Genomic DNA, 17563 nt, shown 5'->3' on the forward strand with positions numbered 1-17563 from the left:
GAACATGCAGAACGAAACACGGCCCGGAAACGTGCTGGGCGTGGTCGGCTGGTCCGGCAGCGGCAAGACCACCTTGCTCGAATACCTGGTGGCGCAGCTGGCGGCGCGCGGCGTGCGCGTCAACGTCGTCAAGCACAGCCACCACGACATCCCGCTCGAACCGCCGCACAAGGACAGTGCGCGCCTGCGCATGGCCGGCGCGGCCGAGGTGATGATCGCGTCGCCGTTCCGGGTGGCGATCATGCGCGAACTGCACGGCGCGGCCGAACCATCGCTGCCTGAGCACCTGCAGCGCCTCGCCGCCGCCGACCTGACGCTGGTCGAAGGGTACAAGTGGGAGCCGATCCCCAAGCTGGAGGTGCATCGGCCAGCCCTGGGGCAGCCGGCGCTGTATCCGGACGACCCGGACATCGTCGCCGTCGCAAGCGACGCGGCGCGGCCGGCGCAGTTGCGCGCAGGCGTCGAGTGGCTCAACCTGAACGACCAGGCGGGCATCCTGGACTGGCTTGAGCGCCGCCTGCCTAAAGTTCGCTGAAAACCTGCCGTTACCAGGGCATAGCCCCTATCACGGAGAACGCCATGGACGTCGCTGCAATCGCAAAATTATCGAGCTCGATCGCTGAAACCGGCAACCGCCAGGAAGTGCAGGCTGCTCTCCTCAAGCGCGCCCTGCAGATCGAAGGATCGACCGCCACCCAGCTGATCGATGCCGTTAAGACAGTGCCATCCGTACAGAACTTGCCTTCGAACCTAGGCAATACCATCAACACGACTGCCTGATCGTGCCACGGTTGGAAAACGCGGTAGAATCCGCCATCCAACCGAGGAGAGTTACATGAACAAACGTCAAGCCATGATCGCCGCAGCCCTTGCCGGCATGTGCGCAGCGGCCAGCAGCACCGCATTTGCCCATAACCACGGTTCCGAAAAAGGTGACAAGGCCGAACAGGAAAAGTGTTTCGGCGTCGCCAAGACCGGCCAGAACGATTGCGCCAGCTCCAACGGCTCGCACGGCTGTGCCGGCCAGGCCAAGGCCGACAACGATGCGACCGAGTGGAAGTACGTTGCCAAGGGCACGTGCGAGAAGGCCGGCGGCAAACTGCCGGAGAAGAAGTAATTTTCCTCCGTGACGCTTGAACAGCGTGCAGGACTGGCGCCGGACATTGCTGCCGGCGTCGGCCTCCGCGTCCCGCATTACCGCGATTTTCTTGAGCAGCGGCCGAAGGTCGGCTGGCTCGAAGTCCACACAGAAAACTTCCTCGACCGTTCCGGCTGGGACTGGCACGTCCTGACCCAGCTGCGGCGCGACTATCCGGTCAGCCTGCATGGCGTCGGACTCGGCCTTGGTTCCGCACGCGGATTCTCCGAATCGCACCTTGAGCGCGTCCGCGCGCTGGTCGCCGGCGTCGAGCCGATGCTGGTGTCCGAGCACCTCTGCTGGGGCGCCACACATGACCGCAACCTGAACGACCTGCTGCCGCTGGCGCTGGATAACGCCGCGCTGGACCTGCTGTGCGAGCGGGTGGGGCGCGTGCAGGATGCGCTCGGCCGCCAGCTATTGCTGGAGAACGTCGCGACCTATGTCAGGTTCCGTTCTGACCAGATGAGCGAGGCCGAGTTCATGGCGGCGTTGTCGAAGCGGACCGGCTGCCGCCTGCTGCTTGACGTGAACAACCTGTACGTCAACCAGCGCAACCATGGCGAGGATGCGCTGGCCGCCATCGCCGCGATCGCGCCAGGCAGCGTCGGTGAAATCCATCTTGCGGGACACCTCGCCACGCCCGCAGCCGTTGTCGATCATCACGGCGCGGCGGTTGCGCCCGAAGTGTGGGAACTGTACAAGGCGGCGCTGGCGCGTTTCGGCCGGCTTCCAACGCTGGTTGAATGGGATACGGACGTGCCCTCGCTCGATGTGCTGCTGGCCGAAGCGTACAAGGCCGATGAGATCGCCGCCGGGTTCACTCGCCGTGCGGACATTGCCCCGGCGCAGCCCCGTCCGGGCAGCGGCGCCGCCCATGATGCGCTTGCCGCCAGCCAGGACGCCTTTGCGCGCGCCTTGTTCGATGCAAACGGCGAGGCCGGCGTGCTGGCGCACTTCAGCAGTGGCGGCGCCGAGCGTTTCGGCCTGTACCGCGGCAACCTTACCGTCACCTGGGACAAGGTCCTGTCCGCCGCCTTTCCGGTCATACGCCAGCTCGTTGGCAAAGAATTTTTCACCGCGTTGAGCCGCGCCTGCGGCATGGCGTATCCCTCGGCCGACGCCGACCTGAACAATTTTGGCGCTGGCTTCGCCGCCTTCCTCGCCGATTTCGAGCACGTTGCCCAGTTTCCCTACCTGCCCGACATGGCGCGCTTCGAGTGGGCGCTGCACCGCAATCACTTCGCCCCGGACGCTGGCGCTGTCACGGCGGCACAGCTCGGATCGCTCGACCCCGTCCGTTTCGAGCAGGCGTGCGCCAAGCTCCACCCGGCCTGCACCTTGTTCGCCTCCGAGTGGGCGATCATCCCGCTGTGGCAGGCGCACCAGCCAGGCAGCGGCATCGCCTTCCCTGAAGACATGTCCAGGCCATCGTTCGGACTGATCGCGCGGCCGCGCTGGAAAAGCGAAGTCGCGGCAATTCCCGCCGCCGCACATGCCGCATTGAAAGCACTTGATTCGGGAGAAAACTTCGGCGCCGCGCTCGACGCAGCCTTCGCCATCGACGACGATGTCGACGTGGCTGCACATTTGGCGCAATGGATCGCGCTGGGTGTGTTCGGTTCGCTGGAAGAAGGGTAGGGGATGCGGCGCCGGGCCCGGACGCCGCACTGGTCCTGCTGGAACTACTCAGTGGAAAGCACGCAGGACGCGCGCTTCGCCGGACTGGTCGGCATGCTGGACGGCGGCGGCGTTGGTCGCTTCGATCATGCGGGACAGCTGGGCGTCTTCGAACCGCGCCAGTTCCTCGGTCGCGGCGGTGAGTGCATGCGCCAGCTTGGCGCGCGCGTTCTGGTAAATCACACTGGTGTACTGGTCGGTGTTCTTGAGTAGTTCCTCCGCATTTTCGATGACGAGTCGCAGGTCTCCGATGAGCCTTTCCTGTGCCTGAGACCTTTCTTGAGGGCTGTTCATGGCGGCCTCCTCCAACGGTTGATCACGGTTACAATATAAACAAGCAAGAACGGCTGAGTTTGTCTGCGCGCAAATGAATGCGGGCACTTATCCCCGGCCCAAAGAGCCGCCTGATCCTTGCTTTGTTTCCATCATTTCCCGTCAACCGCGACGCTTCACCGACCCTTATTGCACGCGAATCCGCACGTCGCCGACACTGACGGTCTGGCCCGAGCGGATCTTCGCGGTCTTGCGTAATTCACGCTTCCCATCGACGGCGACCACGCCGCTCGCGACCATGTTCTTTCCGGCGCCGCCGCTGGCGCACAAGCCAGCCAGTTTTAGCAGCTGGTTGAGCTCGACGAACTCGCCTTCCAGATCAAAAGTGACATTTTGCATTCTATCCTCAATTAAATTTGTTGGTTTTTTGATACGCAAATCGCCTCATGGGGCAGGGTGGGTCATGTCCATCGGAACGATCCATTGGCCGAACTCCTGCTCCGTGACATAACCCAGCGCCAGCGCGGCTTGCTTGAGCGTGGTGCCGTCGTGCTGCGCCTTCTTGGCGATCTGGGCCGCGCGATCATAGCCGATGTGCGGCGCCAGTGCAGTCACCAGCATCAGCGACCGCTCCATCAGCTCGCCGATGCGGGCCCGGTTCGGCTCGATGCCGCGCGCGCAGTGCTCGTCGAAGGAGCGCATGCCGTCGGCCAGCAAGCGCGCGCTCTGCAGGAAATTATGGGCAATCATCGGTTTGAACACGTTCAGCTCGAAGTTGCCCGACGCGCCGCCGACGGTGATCGCGACATCGTTGCCGAACACCTGGCAGCACAGCATGGTCAGCGCCTCGCACTGGGTCGGATTGACCTTGCCAGGCATGATCGAACTGCCCGGCTCGTTTTCCGGGATCGTGATTTCGCCCAGGCCCGAGCGCGGGCCGGACGCCATCCAGCGCACATCGTTGGCAATCTTCATCAGCGCGGTGGCCAGCGTCTTGAATGCGCCGTGGGCCGCGACGAGGGCGTCGTGGCCGGCCAACGCGGCGAACTTGTTGGGGGCACTCTTGAATGCGACGGCGGTGCGCGAGCCCAGTTCGGCCGCGATGCGCGGCGCGAAATCAGGATGGGCATTGAGCCCGGTGCCGACAGCGGTGCCGCCTGCCGCCAGCTGCAGCAGGCCCGGCAACGTGGCCCTGATCATGTGTTCCGAAAACTCCAGCTGCGCAACGTAGCCGGAAAACTCCTGCCCCAGGGTCAGCGGCGTCGCATCCTGGAGGTGGGTCCGGCCGATCTTGACGATGTCGGCAAAGTCGCGCGCCTTGACGGCCAGCGTGGCACGCAGTTGCACCAGCGCCGGCAAGACGTTTTTCACCACCGCCTGGGCCGCTGCGACGTGCATCGCGGTCGGGAAGATGTCGTTCGACGACTGCCCCATGTTGACGTGGTCGTTCGGGTGCAGCAGCCGCGCTTCGCCGCGTTCGCCGCCCATCAGCTCGGATCCGCGGTTGGCCAGCACCTCATTCATGTTCATGTTGCTCTGGGTGCCGGAACCGGTCTGCCACACGACCAGCGGGAACTCGTCCGGATGCTGGCCTTCCAGCACTTCCAGCGCGGCCTGCATGATGGCGTCGGCCTTGTCGGCGGGCAGCAGGCCCAGCGACCGGTTGACCGCGGCGGCGGCGCGCTTGACCTCGGCCAGCGCGTTGACCAGTTCCGCCGGCATCCGTTCGCTCGAAATGTGGAAATGCTCAAGCGAACGCTGCGTCTGCGCGCCCCACAAGCGGCCTGTTGGCACCGCGATCGGGCCGAAACTGTCCTTTTCCATCCTGGTTTCCATGGCGTTTTTCCTGTTATGGGTGGATTTTGCTAAAGAGTTTACTCCAACGCTCGTTAATGACGTCAGGGTAGCAAATTCGCGCTGCCTACCTTTAGCCATTGGCCCAGATTCCATGCCTCGTCGTTGCCTCGCCGTTCTCATCCGCACCGCAGCATTCCTTGCCCTCGGCGGGCTGCTTGCCAGCGCCCACGCGGTGGAACTCGGCGAGGTGGCCGTGCGCTCCCACATCGGGCAGCCGCTGGTGGCGGACATCGAACTGACCGGCTTCGCGGCGGACGGCGGCACGGTCGACGCGCGCCTGGCGCATCCGGACGTATTCCAGGGCGCGAACATCGGCATGCACCCGGTGCTGCCGAGCGTGCGCATGTCGGTGATGCGGCGCGATGGCCGCCAGTTCCTCCACATCACCTCGATCGCGCCGGTCCAGACGCAATACGTGCACCTGTTCCTCGACCTGGGTGAAGGCGGGCGCCGCAACGTGCGCGCGGCCAGCCTGCCGCTGACGCCTGATCCGCGGCCAGCGCCTCCGCCACCTGCACCGACGCCAGCTGCGCCTGTTCCAATTCCGCTCGCGGCCGCTGCTGTACCGAAACCGGTTGCGCCAGCGCCGAAGCCCGCTGCCGCTGTGGTGAGAGCGGTTGCCGCCGCCTGCCCGACACCCCGTTACAGCGACGAAGAAATCCTGTCCTGCGCCACGCGCGACTACAAGAACGCGATGCTGTCGGCCCAGATCGTCGAACTGGAAGAGAAGGTCAAGGCGCTGCAGGCGGCGCTTGACGTTCCCGCGCCCGCTGCGCCGGTCGCCCTGCCTGCCATCAAGCCGGCCAAGGCCGCGCCGCCGCCGATCCGTACCGCGCCTCGCACGAAGGCTTCGCCGGCGCCAGCGAAGGACGCGGCGTTCCCGTGGATGTGGATTGGCGTGGCATTGGCTGCCCTGGCTGCATTCGCGGTCGGCACGATCGTCGTGCTGAAACGCCGTAGCAGGGTAATGGTCGTCGCGCCGGAGCGGCCGAAGAGCAACCTGATGGGCCGTCTGAGGGATGCCCTGCACCGCGACAAGCGGCCCGGCGCGCCGGTCGAGGAAGCGCCTGAAGCTGTGGTGTCTTAATTAATGTTACGAAAATGTTAAAAATACTTTGCGTGCATGGTGCACAAGCGAAAGAACTGGGCTATACTCGTTCCCATGGTCTTCAAGGCCAACAAAACAGGGCATGGACCTGGCGCAGCCACCACCGATAGCGTGGCGCGACAAACAGGTGATCGTTGAAGAAACGCCTGTCCTGGAAGCTGACTGCGAGGCTACGACGCCTTTCAGCCGCCGGATGCAACCGGCAACGAGGCGACACCAGGAGATACCTGGTGTTCGCTCTCCAGAATTCCTTCCTGTAGCAAATCCCTTTGTGTCTGCGCCAAGCCCCTCCCGGGGCAACTGTGCGTTTGTTTGCCGTAATAATCGGACGAGTTAAAGTCACAAGACCTCGACCGGCCGCTATCGACCCGAGGCAGACCGTCAACGTGAACAGGCGATGTGTCCCGTCTTACTAACGTTTCGCACAGCTATGAGGCGCACGACGTCAAAATCGTCTGTGTCTCCCTTCGCTGACTCATTACGGTCGCGGTGTACGGGGAGAGGAGGAGGGCGGTGCTTTCGCCCGGCGCCACCTGGCCCGGTAATCCATAAGCGATACGGTAGCTCGCGAGTGACGCGAGCAGGATCGGCGTCACCGGGATGCGCCGTTCCTTCCCGCCTTTACCCGTTTCGGCGGTGACCAGGAACACCCAGTACCGCTGTGCGGACTTTGGGTCCGACAATTGATAGAACGCACCCATCGACGCGCCTACCAGCTCACCCGGGCGCAGGCCCAGTTCGCGCAGCGCCACCAAAATAAAACAGTCGCGCCGTTTTTTTGTCGGCCGATCGCGCGATCAAAGGTGTCGCGTTCCAGCGTCTGCAGGACCAGTTGATACAGGTCGACGTCGATGGCGCGTCGTACGTTCACCTTCCGCTTGGATCCGGCGCCGTCCATCCCCATGGGGTTGATTCGGACGTATCTCATCGTGTGCCAGGCCTTGAACATCGCGTCCACGCAGCGCACGATGTCCGACTGGCTGCCGACGGCGGGCTGCTGGCGGAAGGGTGTGTATCCGGTCTACACCGAATGTTTGAGTTTCAAACGCTGCCACCCACGGTTTAGTAAACGCGATTAAACATATGCCGGATCAGCATGGTTCTCTTGCTCAACAAGCGAACTCGGCATATGTTTGCAAAACAATCAAGCGTTTGCTGCCACCGATGGAGACACCATGACCAACCGTTTCGCCCGCTATGCCATCCCCTTATCTACCCTCGCTGCCATTACCAGCCTGGCCCTGCTGGCGGCCAGCGCCCTGCCTGCGCATGCCGCAGCCCCGGGCACCGCGGCCGCCGCGGTAAACGTCTTCATCGGCACCGGCGGCGACGGCCATACCTTTCCGGGCGCCAGCCGGCCCTTTGGCATGGTGCAGCCCGGCCCCGACAGCCAGGTGCGCCACTTCCGCCAGAGCTACCCATGGGCCGCTGGCTACCGCCACGAAGACAATTCGATCCTGGGCTTCTCGCACACCCATTTCTCGGGCAGCGGCCATTCGGACCTGGGCGACGTGCTGCTGATGCCCTACAGCGGCGCCACCAAACTGGAACCCGGCTATCCCGAGCGGCCCCACTCCGGCTACCGCTCGCGCTTCTCGCACGACGAGGAAAAGGCCGAACCTGGCTACTACGCGGTGCGCCTGAAGGACAATGAGGTCGACGTCGAGCTGACCGCCAGCGACCGCGTGGCCATGCACCGCTACCGCTTTCACAAGAACGCGCCGGCCAAGGTGATCCTCGACCTGCGCAGCAGCATCTACGACTATGCCGGCAAGAACCTGTGGTCGCGCCTGCGCGTGCGCGACGCCACCACGCTGACCGGCATGCGCGAGACGCGCGGTTGGGCGCCGGGCCGCCAGCTGTATTTCGCAGTGCGCTTCTCGCGCCCGATGAGCGCGCGCCAGCTGCACAACCGCGAGGAAGCCATTGAGTACCGCGGCTTCACCCCGCCCGGCAAGACCCCGGCCGACAAGGTGGTAGTCGAGGGCAAGGCCCTGATGGCGGCGCTGGAATTCGGCGTTCCCACCGATGGGACCCTGCTGGTGAAAGTCGCCATTTCGCCGGTCAGCGAAGACAATGCCATGGGCAACCTCGACGAGATGCCCGGCTGGGACTTCGAGGCCGAACGCGCTGCCGCCTCGGCCGCCTGGAATGAGGCCCTGTCGGTGGCGCAGGTGCAGGCGCCCGAACCGATGCGCACCATGTTCTACACCGCCCTGTACCACAGCATGCTGGCGCCGTCGCTGTTCATGGACCGCGACGGCAGCTACCGCGGGCCGGACAACGCGGTGCACCAAGCCAAGGGCTTCCGTTACCACTCCACCTTCTCGCTGTGGGACACCTACCGCGCCCTGCACCCGCTGCTCACGCTGCTGGCGCCGGAGCGCCGCAACGCCGACTTCGTCAATTCGCTGATCGCCTCGCGTGAGCACAGCCCCCACGGGATTTTGCCGGTGTGGCAGTTCCACGGCCAGGAAACCTGGTGCATGATCGGCTACCACGCGGTGCCGGTGATCGCCGACGCCTACATGAAGGGCATCCGCGGCTTCGACGCGAACAAGGCGCTAACCGCCATGACCGCCAGCGCAGAATACGGCCCCTACGGCGGCCTCGAACACTACATGAAGCTGGGCTACGTGCCGATCGACCGCGAGCCCGAGGCAGCATCGAAAACCGTCGAATACGCTTTCGACGACTGGACCATCGCCCGCATGGCCGAGAAGATGGGCAAGAAGGATGTCGCCGCCACCTACTACAAGCGCGCACAGAACTACCGCAACGTGTTCGACCGCGAAACCGGCTTCATTCGCGCACGCAAGTCCAGCGGCGAATTCCGCACGCCCTTCGATCCGGCCCAGTCGAACTTCGGCAGCGACTACACCGAGGGCAGTGCCTGGCAGTATTCCTGGTACATGCCGCACGACAATGCCGGCCTGATCTCGATGCTGGGCGGCGACGCGGCGCTGGCCGCCAAACTCGACCAGGTGTTCGACGCCAAGATCGACGAGAAAGTCTACGCCCACATGGAAGACATTTCGGGCCTGATCGGCCACTATGCCCACGGCAACGAGCCGTCGCATCACGTCGCCTACCTGTACGGCTTTGCCGGCGCGCCGTGGCGCACGCAGGAGCGCCTGGCCAACATCATGGCGACCCAGTACAGCAACCGCCCGGACGGACTGTCGGGCAACGACGACCTGGGCCAGATGTCGGCCTGGTTCGCCTTCACCGCGCTCGGCTTCTATCCGGTGGCGCCCGGCAGCAACGAATACGTGATCGGCCGTCCCTTCCTCGACAAGGCGGTGCTGAACCTGCCGAGCGGCAAGCGCTTCACCGTGCGCGCCGAGCAGTTGAGCGAGGCCAACCGCTACGTCGGCGGCGTGACCCTCAACGGCAAACCGCTCGCCCGCACCTTCCTGCGCCATGACGACATCACCTCCGGTGGCGAGCTGGTATTCACGATGCAGGCAAGCCCCAACAAGGACTGGGGCAAGGAACGCAGCGCCCGTCCGTACACCCAGACCAACTATTAATGCCATGATCATCGTTCGCCACACTGCCACCGCCCTGCTCCTGGCCAGCACCGCCAGCCTCCCCGTCCACGCCCAGGTCGTGGACAAGGTGCCCGACCCGGTCAAATGGGTCAATCCGCTGATGGGCACGGCGAGCAAGCCCGAGCTCTCGAACGGCAACACCTACCCGGCCATCGCGCTTCCTTGGGGCATGAATTTCTGGACGCCCCAGACCGGCAAAATGGGCAACGGCTGGGCCTATGCCTACGACGCCGACCAGATCCGCGGCTTCAAGCAGACCACCAACCCTCGCCCTGGATGAACGACTACGGCCAGGTCGCCATCATGCCGGTGACCCGGTCCAGGCGCTTCACCCAGGACGCGCGCGCCAGCTGGTTCTCGCACAAGGCCGAGGTCTCCAAACCGTATTACTACAGCGTGTATCGCGCCGACGCCGACGTCACCACCGAGATCGCGCCGACCGAGCGCGCGGCGCAGTTCCGCTTCACCGTCCCCAAGCCCGACGCCAGCTACGTCGTGGTCGACGCCTTCGACAAGGGCTCGTACGTGAAGATCCTGCCGGGCCAGCGCCGGGTGATGGGCTACAGCACCCGCCATAGTGAAAACAACGGATAGGCTGACGCTCGATCGGACTGATCAGGAGACGAGCCCAGGCTTCGACCGAGCGACGAACAGGATCAACGTAAGCGACACTCGCCAGCATCGGATAGTGGTCGCACCTTTAAATGACTTCACCTCGTTGCGACTCATTGTTGCGTTAGCCGCACCATTACCTCGGGCGGCGCACCGACGGCACTCAGCCAATGTGGAACTGTATTCATGGTTGATAACCTCTACTGGCTGACGCCTTTCGGGTAATGGGCTACGTCCGCAGCCGATAGCAGACATCGTGCCGAAGCGCTCAAACCCAAAAACAAAAAGCGCCCGCAGGCGCTTTCGATGTGTCGGTCGGGCAGGGCTTAGTGAGCTGCGTGCATTACGTCCGACAATTGCCAAGGTTGGGTAACTTCGCGGATGGCGCGGTCGTTGGCCATGATCTGCTTGATCAGCTCGATCTTGCGCAGGCGGGCAGCGCCTGCCAGTGCCGGCACGCCGGTGTCCACGCCAGCCGCTTGTGCTGCACACGCGTTTTCCATCGCAGCCAGGCCATTCCAGTCGCCGGTTTTTGCGGCGCCTGCCATCTTGGCAGTCAGGCCAGCAATATTTTCGTACATCGAGAGGACTTCGTTGGAGGTCATGTGACACCTGGCCGAGAGTTAGCGGATTACCGCGTGTCCCTCTATATCGGTGCCCGTTTAGGAAACTTTAGGGTTTATTTGGAAGTTTTTGAAAATAATTTCGATGTTGCTAATTGATTAATTCGTCCAGGCCGGCGCTGAGTTTGGACAATTGGGGGCATTTCCTCCAGCAGCAGCCCAGGCTCGAGCCCGAACATTGAAGCGGCTGCCGACGGCGCTTCGCCGGCAATGTCGTCCGGCGCTTCGCGCTTCATCGAGCTGGGCGCGCCATGCGGCAAGGTGCACGATGGCGGCGAGCCGGTCAGGGGGTGACGGAACCAGCGGAGTGGGCATCGCGCGGATCGTGCGTGTAAATACTGCCGGGAACTTCCAGCGTTGCGCGAGGTCAGCGCCGGCGTCGTAGAAACTGAAGCCGAACGACGCCATTTCCTGCTGCATCCGGCCCGGGTCGTAAGGGCTCACCACCTCATCGAGCTTCCGGGCTTCCACCGGCATGCCGGCATGAATGATCACCAGTCCGATCGCATGCATCAGGCCGATCGTGAAGGCCAGGTCGGTGTCGTCGCCGGTTTTCTTCGCGATCCATCGCGCCGCAACCGCGGTGTTCAGGCTGTAGCGCCAGAAGCGCTGCAGGTCGAGTCCGGGTGCGCTCTTGAATCCATTGACCAGCCCGCTGCTGATGACGAGGGTGCGTACCGTCACGAATCCGAGCATGCGCACCGCGTCATCCACCGTGGCCACGCTGCGCGATACGTTGTAGTAGGCGGAGTTGGCCAGGCGCAGCAGCTTTGCGCTCAGCACGGGATTGGCCGACAGGGTCCGCGTGATCTGCGCGACCGTCACGTCCGGGTTTTCGAAACTGTGGATCAGGTCTGCCAGCACCTTCGGCGCGGTCGGCAGGGCCTTGGGATTGTGCAGCAGTTCGTCCAGTGTCATTACAGCTGTCTCCTCGGTTGCGCGGTCACGACACCCCGACTATATGGCGATTCTTCGCGCAGCGGTACAGGCGCCGGCACAGCCGGGGCATTCCGCGATTTGTGCAGTCTGGCGCTGGATTTTGCATCCTGTCGCAATTGCACGCTGCGCCGTCGCCCGTTCGAATACAGTGCATGCTGGGGCGTTGCGGCATGTTGCGCGCCCACCTACAATAATAGAGAGACGAGATGAGACATCCACAATTGAAACAGTTGGCGCTGGCCGCCGCACTTGCGTTCGCCACGCTTTCCTCGCAGGCGGAAGCGCCGTATTCCTTCGCTGCCACGCCCGGCAAGCTTCCCAAGAACGTCGTGCCGGTGCTGTACACCGCGCACCTCGTACCTAATTTGACCGACAACACCTTCGCCGGTTCGCAGACTGTCGACATCGATGTATTGACGCCGACGTCGCGCATCATGCTCAATGCCGCCAACATCGAGATCGATGGCGCCAGTTTGTCGGGCACCGGGTTCCGTGAGCTCGCGCTGCGTCCGCAGCTGGACAAAAAGGAAGAAACCGTCACCTTCGACGTCGGCCGGCAACTGGCTCCGGGCCGCTACCAGCTGGCGCTGAAGTTTCGCGGAGAGATCAACCGCGAAGCGCGCGGCATGTTCCACATGGATTACAAGGCGGGCAGTGTCGCCAAGAAGATGTTCGCCACCACGATGGAGCCGACCGACGCGCGCCGCATGCTGCCCACCTGGGACGAGCCGGCCTTCCGCGCCAGTTTCAAGCTGACGGTCGACGTGCCGGCCAGCTTCAAAGCTTACTCCAACACCGCGGTCGAAAAACAGGAAGCGCTCCCCGACGGCATGCAGCGCATCCGCTTCGGCGCGACGCCGAAGATGCCGAGTTACCTGGTGGTGCTGGTTGCGGGCGAGCTGGAACGCAGCAGCGACCGGCATAACGGCGTCGACATCGGCGTCGTCACCACCGAAGGCAAGAAGGAATCCGGCGCGTTCGCACTCGAATCGACCAAGCGCCTGCTGGGCTACTTCAATAACTACTTCGGCCAGCCATACCCGCTCGCCAAGCTTGACCAGATCGCGATCCCGGGCGGCTTCAACGGCGCGATGGAAAACTGGGGCGGTATCGTCTACAACGAAGCGACCCTGCTGTACGACCCGAAGAAAAGCCCGGACCATGTGCGCCAGGGCTCGTTCGAAATCAACGCCCACGAAGTGGCGCACCAGTGGTTCGGCAACCTGGTGACGATGGCGTGGTGGGACAACCTGTGGCTCAACGAAGGCTTCGCCTCGTGGATGGCGACCAAGGCCACCGACCATTTCTATCCGGACTGGCGCCCCTACCTGTCCAGCATGGCCGAACGCGATTACGTGATGGAGCTGGACGCGCGCAAGACCACGCATCCGATCCAGACCCCGGTGCTGAACGAGTCGCAGGCGGCCGACGCCTTCGATGCGATCACCTACACCAAGGGCCAGGCTTTCCTGCGCATGCTTGAAGCCTACCTGGGCGAGAGCGACTTCCGCAAAGGGATCCGCAGCTACATGGAGAAGCACCAGTACTCGAACACCACCACCGCCGACCTGTGGAGCGCGCTGGAAAAGGCGTCCGGCAAACCGGTCGAGAAGCTGGCCTCCGACTGGACCACGCAGCCGGGCTTCCCGGTGCTGAAGGTCGAGCAAAGCTGCGAGGGCGGCAAGCGCAAGGTCACCTTGTCGCAGCAGCAGTTCCGCCTCGACGAACCCGCCACGGAACAACGCCTGTGGAACGTGCCGGTGCAAGTGGGGACTGTCGGCGGCAAGGCCTACTACACGCTGCTGGCCGGCCCGAGCACGACGATCACCCAGTCCGGCTGCGACGCGGCGCTGGTGGTCGATCCGCACAGCGTCGGCTACTTCCGCGTCCAGTACGACACCGCGTCGTTCGATGCGCTGTCCCGCCAGGCCGCGCGCCTGCCTGACACCACGCGCTTCAAGCTGCTGTCGGACACCTGGAGCATGGTGCAGGCAGGCCGGCTTGACCTCGGCAGCTACCTGAAACTGGTATCGGGCTATGGCGAGGAGCCGCGCCTGGCAGTGTGGGCGACGATTCTTAGCAACTTCGGGACATTGGACCGCATGGCGCAAGGCGAGCCGGAACAAAAGCTGATCCGCCGCTACCTCGTCCAGGTCGTCAAGCCGCGCTTCAGCAAGCTCGGATGGGACGAACGGCCAGCCGACACGATCGAAGACAAGCAGATGCGCGCGATGATGGCCGCGTCGCTGGCGCGTGCCGGCGACCTTGACGCGATCGCGCAGGCACGCGCGCGCTTCGCCAGCTTCCAGGCCGACCCGTCCAGCGTCAGCCCGGCGATGATCGACTTCACGCTCAGCGTGACGGGCCGCTATGCCGACGCGGCCACCTACGAGGCCTTGTCGAACAAGGCGATGACGGCGCAAACTGGCGAAGAGCGTAACCGCTACGGCCGCGCGCTGACCAACGTCCTCGATCCGGCGCTGTCTGCGCGCACGCTGGAAAAAGCCCTGTCGCCCGACCTGCCGCCGCAGCTGACCACCCGGATCGTTCCGGATGTCGCGCGCAGCGAGCATATCGACCAGGCCTGGGCGTTCGCCGTGAAGAACCGTGACGCGCTGATGAAAAACCAGGACGCCATCGGGCGCAACCGCGCATTCCCGAGCATCGTCGGTTCTTCGGCCGATGCACGCCATGCCGACCAGCTCGAAGCCTACGTCAAGGCCAACTTTGGCGAGGACGCGCAAGCGGAAGCGCAACGCGTAGCCAACGCGATCCGCACGCGCGCCGCGCAAAAAGCGATGCTGCTGCCGCAGGTACGCGCCGCCCTCAACTGACAACATCAAAAGGAAAACCGTGAAAACAAGCTGGAGACCTGCCCGTACCGCCATCGCGATGGCCTTGTGCGCCACCTTCGCGATCGGTACCGCCCAAGCGCAAACGCCCGCCGCCCAACCCGCGCCAACGGCCTCGATGACCGTTATGCCGGGCGACGACTTCTTCGCATACGCGAACGCCGACTGGCTGGCGAAGACCGAGATCCCCGCCGACCGCAGCGGCTGGGGCGCCGGCGCCGCGCTGGCCGAAGAGACCAATGACCGCATCCGCAAGATGATCGAAGCGATCGCCGCGGACACAAGGCATTCGACGTGAAGCCGGGGCAGAAGCTGTACCTGTCGCCTGAGGAGCGCGTGCGCGTCTGGTAACCTGAGCCGGCGGATTGCGCTTTGCGCAATCCGCCATTTTTCACGACGCCGGCCCATACTTCCGCGCCAGCGAATCCATAAAATCAAACAAGCGCAGCAAGCTCTTGCTGGTGCTCGTATCGCACACTCCCGCCCCGCTGATCGGGAACTCGCGCGGGATGCCATCTTTGGTCATCGTCACCACCATCCCCGCGTGATTGCACGGGTCCAACGTGATCCCCGGCGGCACTGTCAGCGCCACCAGCAGGTTCTCCTCCTCCACGATCCTGCGCAGCGCCGCAAATTCATCCGCAGTGATCGACTTCGTCCACTCCTGCGTCGTAAGACCGGACCTCGCGGCGGAATACTTCATCGACTCCCGCTCGATCGCCGCCGTCCACGCCGGGCCGACGTTAATCCCACGCATGGCGCTCCACACCGCGCGTTCCTCGGCGGAGTCGGGCCCGAACCGGTCGCGGCTTGCAGTGATCAGCGCCTGGCGCGCGGCGGCGTAATCGGTGGCAGTCGTGAAGTAGTAGTTCATCGCCCGGTACCAGATGCGGAAAGCGCTGTCGTTGCCGACGCCTGTCATGCCCGACGGGAGGTAAGTCGTCGAGGTCGATCCGGTGGTGGTGGCGCCGCGCGCAAGGAAGTAGGAGGCGCGGTTCATCGGCCCGCTGGATGTGTGCGGCCCGTACTGGTACAGCTTCGGCGTCCAGAGAAGCCCCCTTTGATGCCGGCGTCGCGCGTGGCGGCAAGGATCACGGTGCCGGACGAGACGCGGGGATTGACGTCGACGGCGGGGGATCGGTGCAACGCTAGCGTGTAAGGCAGCAATCGCTTGTCCGCATCCATGTGGCTGAGCAGCTGTCCACCCCAGACCTTCAGGTCGCGGTAGCGCTGCTGGAAACGCACATGGGTTATGCCGAACTGGTCCACGGCGGACCAGATCGGCTCGAAATCGCTTTCCGCGATGACGCCAAGTTCTTTTTTTGCGGCGCGCACCGCAAGCAGCGAGCGCGCGACTCTTTCGTTTTTTTCGAGTGGATATATGCCAGCGTGCTTTCAGTCCTTATGGCAAGCTGGGCTTGCGCCAGCGGCGCCGCGATTGCCGATATGGCGAGAATGATTGCCCCCGGGTGCAGCCTGATCGATGACCACATTTTTTTGTTCTCCACATGGATAGGCGCGGGACGGCGGGATCGACGGCCTCGCTGGTTAACGGTTGAGTTACTCAGACACCGCGGCGTGGAAGTCGTTCGCCTCATATGTTAGGTATCGAACAGAGCCCGGCGGGTAAGGGCCCTAAGGTTGACCGGTCACATGCACCACGTGGCCCCGAGGTCAACGATTTACTCATCTAGCGAGGTAATTGAAATGAACAAGGATCAGGTAAAAGGCAAGGCGAAGGAAGTCGGCGGCAAAATCCAGCAGAAAGTTGGCGAAGTGGTCGGCAGTTCCGAGCAACAACTCAAAGGCATGAAGAACCAGGCCGAAGGCAACATCCAGCAAAAGGCCGGTGATGTGAAGGAAGCTGCGAAGGACATAGCGAAAGACCGCGGCAACCGTTAAGGTTTAGTCTCGCGCTCACTACCCGGCGTATTGAGCCTGCCCGCCCGTGATCCCTCACGGCGCGGGTAGAATGCGTTCATGGACGAACTCGACGACATCGCGCAGCGCACGCTCGCACACTACGAACGCAACGCGCAGCAGTTTTTCGCCGGCACCATCGGCCACGACGTCAGCCAGAATATTGCCGCGCTGCTCGGCGCGATCCAGGTGCAGGCGCCTTTCACCATCCTCGACCTGGGCTGTGGCCCGGGCCGCGACCTGAAGACCTTCGCGTCCATGGGGCATCGGGCGATCGGTGTTGACGGGGCGCAGCGCTTCGTCGACATGGCGCGCGAATACAGCGGCTGTGAGGTGTGGCGCCAGGACTTGCTCCACCTCGATCTTGCCCCGGCGATGTTCGACGGCATCTTTGCGAACGCGGTGCTGTTCCATGTTCCCAGCGCGGCGCTGCCGCAGGTGCTCGACCGGCTTTACGCCGCGCTTAAGCCGGGCGGGGTGCTGTTTTCATCGAATCCGCGAGGGCGCAACGAGGAAGGGTGGAACGGCGAGCGCTACGGAAGTTACTACGATTACGAGACGTGGGAGCGGTTTGTCACCGCCGCAGGGTTTGTTTCGCTGCATCATTATTACCGTCCGGAAGGCTTGCCACGCGAACAGCAACCGTGGCTGGCGAGCGTCTGGCGCAAGCCCGCGGACTGATAGCAATGTGCGTGTGCGAACAGAAGAGTTCGCAGGGAAGGGATATTCTGGCCTCGATGCATCGCCATTGTGGCCATGCACCTTCTAAGGAGCTCACCATGAACAAAGACCAAGTCAAGGGCGCACTGAAAGACCTCGGCGGCAAAATCCAGGAAGAAGCCGGCAAGCTGACGGGCAGCACCGAACAGCAGGCCAAGGGCCTGGCGAACCAGATCGAAGGCAAAACCCAGGAAAAAGTGGGCGACGCTAAAGAAGTAATCAAGGACGCGCTGAACTAAGCCGTTTCCCGAAAACAAAACAGCCGCTTGTCATCAAGCGGCTGTTTT

At 63.6% G+C, this 17563-nt stretch carries 20 protein-coding genes and 1 pseudogene; 12 read left to right on the forward strand and 9 right to left on the reverse strand.

Annotation, left to right across the window (positions count from 1 at the left end):
• The first annotated feature begins 4 nt into the window (after positions 1-4).
• From mobB to bufB, 4 genes are read left to right on the forward strand one after another with little or no spacing between them, the layout of a single operon-like run.
• Positions 5-535 carry a molybdopterin-guanine dinucleotide biosynthesis protein B gene (mobB, locus tag HHL21_RS13120; protein WP_169466528.1) on the forward strand — a complete coding sequence of 177 codons (531 nt, stop codon included), beginning with the start codon at positions 5-7 and terminating at the stop codon, positions 533-535.
• Between the two features lie 44 nt (positions 536-579).
• Positions 580-780, forward strand: coding sequence for a YjfB family protein (locus tag HHL21_RS13125; RefSeq protein ID WP_169466530.1), 201 nt, complete (start codon positions 580-582; stop codon positions 778-780).
• Positions 781-835: 55 nt separating this feature from the next.
• On the forward strand, positions 836-1117 hold the full coding sequence (locus HHL21_RS13130) for a BufA1 family periplasmic bufferin-type metallophore (RefSeq protein ID WP_169466532.1): 282 nt from the start codon (positions 836-838) through the stop codon (positions 1115-1117).
• A gap of 9 nt (positions 1118-1126) precedes the next feature.
• Positions 1127-2779, forward strand: coding sequence for an MNIO family bufferin maturase (gene bufB / locus HHL21_RS13135; RefSeq protein WP_370659724.1), 1653 nt, complete (start codon positions 1127-1129; stop codon positions 2777-2779).
• Positions 2780-2827: 48 nt separating this feature from the next.
• Here the strand turns inward: bufB and HHL21_RS13140 are convergent, their stop codons facing one another.
• The 3 genes from HHL21_RS13140 to fumC all read right to left on the reverse strand — a co-directional run bounded on the left by HHL21_RS13140 (position 2828) and on the right by fumC (position 4927).
• Positions 2828-3112 carry a DUF883 family protein gene (locus tag HHL21_RS13140; protein ID WP_169466534.1) on the reverse strand — a complete coding sequence of 95 codons (285 nt, stop codon included), beginning with the start codon at positions 3110-3112 and terminating at the stop codon, positions 2828-2830.
• Positions 3113-3277: 165 nt separating this feature from the next.
• The gene (locus HHL21_RS13145) at positions 3278-3490 is read right to left on the reverse strand and encodes an RNA-binding S4 domain-containing protein (RefSeq protein WP_169466536.1); all 213 of its coding nucleotides are present in this window, start codon (positions 3488-3490) and stop codon (positions 3278-3280) included.
• Between the two features lie 45 nt (positions 3491-3535).
• A complete protein-coding gene (gene fumC / locus HHL21_RS13150; protein WP_169466538.1) occupies positions 3536-4927 on the reverse strand; it encodes a class II fumarate hydratase in 1392 nt (463 codons plus the stop codon).
• A gap of 112 nt (positions 4928-5039) precedes the next feature.
• Here fumC and HHL21_RS21420 point away from each other — a divergent pair, with 112 nt between their 5' ends.
• Positions 5040-6035 carry a type IV pilus assembly protein FimV gene (locus HHL21_RS21420; protein ID WP_206085772.1) on the forward strand — a complete coding sequence of 332 codons (996 nt, stop codon included), beginning with the start codon at positions 5040-5042 and terminating at the stop codon, positions 6033-6035.
• Between the two features lie 449 nt (positions 6036-6484).
• Here HHL21_RS21420 and HHL21_RS13160 read toward each other — a convergent pair whose 3' ends face one another.
• Together HHL21_RS13160 and HHL21_RS13165 are read right to left on the reverse strand one after the other, a co-directional pair.
• Positions 6485-6757 (reverse strand): hypothetical protein, encoded by a 273-nt coding sequence (locus HHL21_RS13160; protein ID WP_169466541.1) that lies wholly within the window; start codon positions 6755-6757, stop codon positions 6485-6487.
• An 8-nt stretch (positions 6758-6765) separates the two neighbouring features.
• Complete coding sequence (locus HHL21_RS13165; RefSeq protein ID WP_169466544.1) at positions 6766-7014, reverse strand: hypothetical protein; 249 nt, start codon at positions 7012-7014, stop codon at positions 6766-6768.
• A 217-nt stretch (positions 7015-7231) separates the two neighbouring features.
• Between HHL21_RS13165 and HHL21_RS13170 the strand changes: the two genes are divergently transcribed.
• A complete protein-coding gene (locus HHL21_RS13170; protein WP_169466547.1) occupies positions 7232-9589 on the forward strand; it encodes a GH92 family glycosyl hydrolase in 2358 nt (785 codons plus the stop codon).
• Between the two features lie 121 nt (positions 9590-9710).
• Positions 9711-10204, forward strand: a pseudogene (locus tag HHL21_RS13175) (hypothetical protein).
• Positions 10205-10548: 344 nt separating this feature from the next.
• Here the strand turns inward: HHL21_RS13175 and HHL21_RS13180 are convergent.
• Both HHL21_RS13180 and HHL21_RS13185 read right to left on the reverse strand, forming a co-directional pair.
• Entirely contained in the window at positions 10549-10827 is a 279-nt protein-coding gene (locus tag HHL21_RS13180) for a flagellar protein FliT (protein WP_169466550.1), read from the reverse strand.
• Positions 10828-10944: 117 nt separating this feature from the next.
• Complete coding sequence (locus tag HHL21_RS13185) at positions 10945-11763, reverse strand: HDOD domain-containing protein (protein WP_229496393.1); 819 nt, start codon at positions 11761-11763, stop codon at positions 10945-10947.
• A 227-nt stretch (positions 11764-11990) separates the two neighbouring features.
• Between HHL21_RS13185 and HHL21_RS13190 the strand changes: the two genes are divergently transcribed.
• Both HHL21_RS13190 and HHL21_RS22170 read left to right on the forward strand, forming a co-directional pair.
• On the forward strand, positions 11991-14618 hold the full coding sequence (locus tag HHL21_RS13190; protein ID WP_169466552.1) for a M1 family metallopeptidase: 2628 nt from the start codon (positions 11991-11993) through the stop codon (positions 14616-14618).
• Between the two features lie 19 nt (positions 14619-14637).
• Positions 14638-14934, forward strand: coding sequence for a hypothetical protein (locus HHL21_RS22170; RefSeq protein ID WP_370659725.1), 297 nt, complete (start codon positions 14638-14640; stop codon positions 14932-14934).
• 93 nt (positions 14935-15027) lie between these two features.
• Here the strand turns inward: HHL21_RS22170 and HHL21_RS13200 are convergent, their stop codons facing one another.
• Both HHL21_RS13200 and HHL21_RS13205 read right to left on the reverse strand, forming a co-directional pair.
• Positions 15028-15636, reverse strand: coding sequence for a M4 family metallopeptidase (locus tag HHL21_RS13200; RefSeq protein WP_169466555.1), 609 nt, complete (start codon positions 15634-15636; stop codon positions 15028-15030).
• Entirely contained in the window at positions 15633-15971 is a 339-nt protein-coding gene (locus HHL21_RS13205; protein WP_169466558.1) for a hypothetical protein, read from the reverse strand. The genes HHL21_RS13200 and HHL21_RS13205 overlap by 4 nt, the downstream gene beginning before the upstream one ends.
• Positions 15972-16343: 372 nt before the next feature.
• Here HHL21_RS13205 and HHL21_RS13210 point away from each other — a divergent pair, with 372 nt between their 5' ends.
• From HHL21_RS13210 to HHL21_RS13220, 3 genes are all read left to right on the forward strand, one after another.
• Positions 16344-16538 (forward strand): CsbD family protein, encoded by a 195-nt coding sequence (locus tag HHL21_RS13210; RefSeq protein WP_169466561.1) that lies wholly within the window; start codon positions 16344-16346, stop codon positions 16536-16538.
• Positions 16539-16616: 78 nt separating this feature from the next.
• On the forward strand, positions 16617-17237 hold the full coding sequence (locus tag HHL21_RS13215; RefSeq protein ID WP_169466564.1) for a class I SAM-dependent methyltransferase: 621 nt from the start codon (positions 16617-16619) through the stop codon (positions 17235-17237).
• Positions 17238-17335: 98 nt separating this feature from the next.
• Complete coding sequence (locus tag HHL21_RS13220; protein ID WP_169466567.1) at positions 17336-17515, forward strand: CsbD family protein; 180 nt, start codon at positions 17336-17338, stop codon at positions 17513-17515.
• Positions 17516-17563: the final 48 nt, after the last annotated feature.

The sequence above is a fragment of the Massilia polaris genome (genome assembly GCF_012927275.1).
Taxonomy (GTDB): Bacteria; Pseudomonadota; Gammaproteobacteria; order Burkholderiales; family Burkholderiaceae_D; genus Telluria_A; species Telluria_A polaris.